Below are 3,786 nucleotides of genomic sequence, written 5' to 3' on the forward strand. Positions count from 1 at the left end.
TTTTTAAACATTTTAGCTTTTATATTGGCGAGCAATATATTAACAACATTATAATTATTGGTTTTAATAGCGCTATTTAAATCATAAGTTGAGTTTATTTTTTCCTATATAAAGAAGTATTTCATTTTTATTTACCCCAAACTCTTTCTCAAAGTCATCTATCGCCAAGAACAATGCCTTGACACTTTCTTTTTTATTTTTTGATAACGCTACAGAAATCGCGCTCACACCACGGTTATCTTTCGCAAGGAATAGAGTTTCCAGGTCTTCCCGGCTAAAGTTAAATTTTCGGGCCAACTCTTTTAAATTTGTTATATATTCATTAATCTTATTAAGATTATCGTGTTGCAGTGACATATATAACCCATATGTTCCCCCTGGTCCTTTAGCAGCAAGAATCTCAAGAACCTTTGATACTGTCATTTCTTGGGAATTTCTTAACTTATCGAAAAAAAGAACAATATTTTCATACGTCCCCATTTGCATTAATAGATATAATGCTGATGGTGATAATGGTGGTTGCAATTCATTTTCTATACCACTTAATAAATGGGCCTGCTCTCGAGGGAGATAAGGAATTATGCCTACACACTCGGAGCAAATTTCTGTTTTTACCCATTTTATATTCGCCAACTCAATATTTATAAATGATTGTAATGACCCAAAAGAATCACAGTTTTTTGCTTTATAGCGTACTGCAGTATTGGTTGCATTAGGATCATAAAAGGATACAACATATTCAGTTTCTCCGGCAGGCGTTTGTTTTATCCTCAAGCGGACGGCCATAGCGTGTTTTTGAGATTTAACGATTGCCGCCATATGCGTTAACTTCTCTTTTTCCATTCTGTGAAAGAAGACAGATAATATCTCCCCGAACTTGTCACTAGCAACGACGCATGTACCTGGTGGTGGATTGTTTATTAGATTATCAAATTGCTGATCAAGCTCGTATGGAAAATGTTGCTGTATCCCTTCTGGAGTTGAATAGCATTCCTTCAATGGAACTTTACCTGTATTTTCATTCATTGAATCTATACAATACTGCAGAGAAATATGCCTGCACACGACTAAATCTTCTGGTTTTTCATTAAAATAAACCTTACAGTTATAATCTACAATATCATATTTACTATTAGCTTTTTTCTGCTCTTTAGTAAAACTCTCATCATCTGCGTTCGTATGAGAGCGAATAAAAATATCTTTGAGGGATGTTGTAAGCGCAGGCGGTACAAAAATCTGTGTAGCATACTTTCCTTCAGCATCCCCCACAGTTACAATCATACTTTCAGGGTCTTGCTCAGATGTGGAGACAATAATAATAAGTCCACCACCGATAAAAACCCATGGTTCAATCTCACTGCTATTATTAACAAAATCACTTAATGAACCCGCTTTTTCAAGTGAATAAACTGAAGGATTTTTAAGATACGACACTATATCGTCAACGATTAATTGAGTTTTATTTTTTCCTCCATCCAAATCAGGTATGAAAGAAGAAGATTGTACACATACTCTGCTAACAGTTACGTTATCAACCATTTTCTTTCTCCTCATTCATATGAAAGTTGTAGTAATAATAAGGTTACTATTTAAATATCAACTATCAAATTTCGCTCATTTATAGAGTTATTCGTCTTTTTACGTCATTTCCCTATAAGGTCATCGACCTGGTAATGAGGTGAGTAAACCGCGACACGTCAACGTGGGAAAAAGCTCCTTGTAATGGTATCCCTATAATCAATGCCATCACCTTCAACAATAATGATAAAAATTAAAAAATTATCCACCCACGGATTTATGTTAATATTCCGTATGCGCCAGCTCCCACAAACACAGCCAATAACTAATTGTGATTCGATTCACATTTAAACAATTTCAGCATAGACAAATTTCTTGAGTATTATACTGTAGCCTCGTGTCTTTCGAGGATAAGTGCATTATGAATATCTTACATATATGTGTGACCTCAAAATGGTTCAATATTGACAACAAGATTGTCGATCACCGCCCTTGATTTGCCCTTCTGTAACCATCACCAAAGCCAAACCGATTAGATTCAATGTGATCTATTTGTTTGCTATATCTTAATTTTGCCTTTTGCAAAGGCTGTCTCTCATTTATTTACTTGTTTTAGTAAATGATGGTCTTGGCATATATAACTGGCGAATTAATAGATATTGCAAATATCATATTCACAGGGATCACTGTAATTAAAATAAATGAAGGATTATGTAATGGAAAACTTTAAACATCTCCCTGAACCATTCCGCATTCGTGTTATTGAGCCTGTAAAACGTACGACTCGCGCTTACCGTGAAGAGGCAATTATTAAATCCGGTATGAACCCGTTCCTGCTGGATAGTGAAGATGTGTTTATCGATTTACTGACCGACAGCGGTACCGGGGCAGTGACGCAGAGTATGCAGGCCGCGATGATGCGCGGCGACGAAGCCTACAGCGGCAGCCGCAGCTACTATGCGTTAGCCGAATCAGTGAAAAATATCTTTGGTTATCAATACACTATTCCGACTCACCAGGGCCGTGGTGCAGAGCAAATCTATATTCCTGTTCTGATTAAAAAACGCGAGCAGGAAAAGGGCCTGGATCGCAGCAAAATGGTGGCGTTCTCTAACTATTTCTTTGATACCACGCAGGGCCATAGCCAGATCAACGGCTGTACCGTGCGTAACGTCTATATCAAAGAAGCCTTCGATACGGGCGTGCGTTACGACTTTAAAGGCAACTTTGACCTTGAGGGATTAGAACGCGGTATTGAAGAAGTTGGCCCGAATAACGTGCCGTATATCGTTGCAACCATCACCAGTAACTCCGCAGGTGGTCAGCCGGTTTCACTGGCAAACTTAAAAGCGATGTACAGCATCGCGAAGAAATACGATATTCCGGTGGTCATGGACTCCGCACGCTTTGCCGAAAACGCCTATTTCATCAAGCAGCGTGAAGCAGAATACAAAGACTGGACTATCGAGCAGATCACCCGCGAAACCTACAAATATGCCGATATGCTGGCCATGTCCGCCAAGAAAGATGCAATGGTGCCGATGGGCGGCCTGCTATGCGTGAAAGACGACAGCTTCTTTGATGTGTACACCGAGTGCAGAACCCTTTGCGTGGTACAGGAAGGCTTCCCGACATATGGCGGCCTGGAAGGCGGCGCGATGGAGCGTCTGGCGGTAGGTCTGTATGACGGCATGAATCTGGACTGGCTGGCTTATCGTATCGCGCAGGTGCAGTATCTGGTCGATGGTCTGGAAGAGATTGGCGTTGTCTGCCAACAGGCGGGCGGTCACGCGGCGTTCGTTGATGCCGGTAAACTGTTGCCGCATATCCCGGCAGATCAGTTCCCGGCACAGGCGCTGGCCTGCGAGCTGTATAAAGTCGCCGGTATCCGTGCGGTAGAAATTGGCTCTTTCCTGTTAGGCCGCGATCCGAAAACCGGTAAACAACTGCCGTGCCCGGCTGAGCTGCTGCGTTTAACCATTCCGCGCGCAACATATACTCAAACACATATGGACTTCATTATTGAAGCCTTCAAACATGTGAAAGAGAACGCGGCGAATATTAAAGGTTTAACCTTTACCTATGAGCCAAAAGTATTGCGTCACTTCACCGCAAAACTGAAAGAAGTTTAATTAATACATTCAGAGTGGCTATAAGGATGTTAGCCACTCTAACTCCCTACATCTTCAATAACAAAAATAGCCTTCCTCTAAGGAAGGTGCGAATAAGCAGGTCATTTCTTCCCAAGCTGACTCGCTGATTAAAATT

General features: G+C 40.8%; 2 protein-coding genes and 1 pseudogene. 2 read left to right on the top strand and 1 reads right to left on the bottom strand.

Annotated features, from left to right (window positions below; translation table 11 throughout):
- Positions 1-1,539, bottom strand: a pseudogene (locus tag HEN33_RS24340) (ShET2/EspL2 family type III secretion system effector toxin); the annotation flags it as partial.
- A 400-nt stretch (positions 1,540-1,939) separates the two neighbouring features.
- On the opposite strand from HEN33_RS24340, the gene tnaC reads away from it, so the two are divergent.
- Together tnaC and tnaA are read left to right on the top strand one after the other, a co-directional pair.
- On the top strand, positions 1,940-2,014 hold the full coding sequence (gene tnaC, locus HEN33_RS24345) for a tryptophanase leader peptide (RefSeq protein ID WP_001364348.1): 75 nt from the start codon (positions 1,940-1,942) through the stop codon (positions 2,012-2,014).
- 220 nt (positions 2,015-2,234) lie between these two features.
- The gene (gene tnaA, locus HEN33_RS24350; protein WP_001365206.1) at positions 2,235-3,650 is read left to right on the top strand and encodes a tryptophanase; all 1,416 of its coding nucleotides are present in this window, start codon (positions 2,235-2,237) and stop codon (positions 3,648-3,650) included.
- Positions 3,651-3,786 lie beyond the last annotated feature (136 nt).

Source organism: Escherichia sp. 94.0001 (assembly GCF_013369155.2).
In the GTDB taxonomy this organism is placed as follows: Bacteria; Pseudomonadota; Gammaproteobacteria; order Enterobacterales; family Enterobacteriaceae; genus Escherichia; species Escherichia coli_F.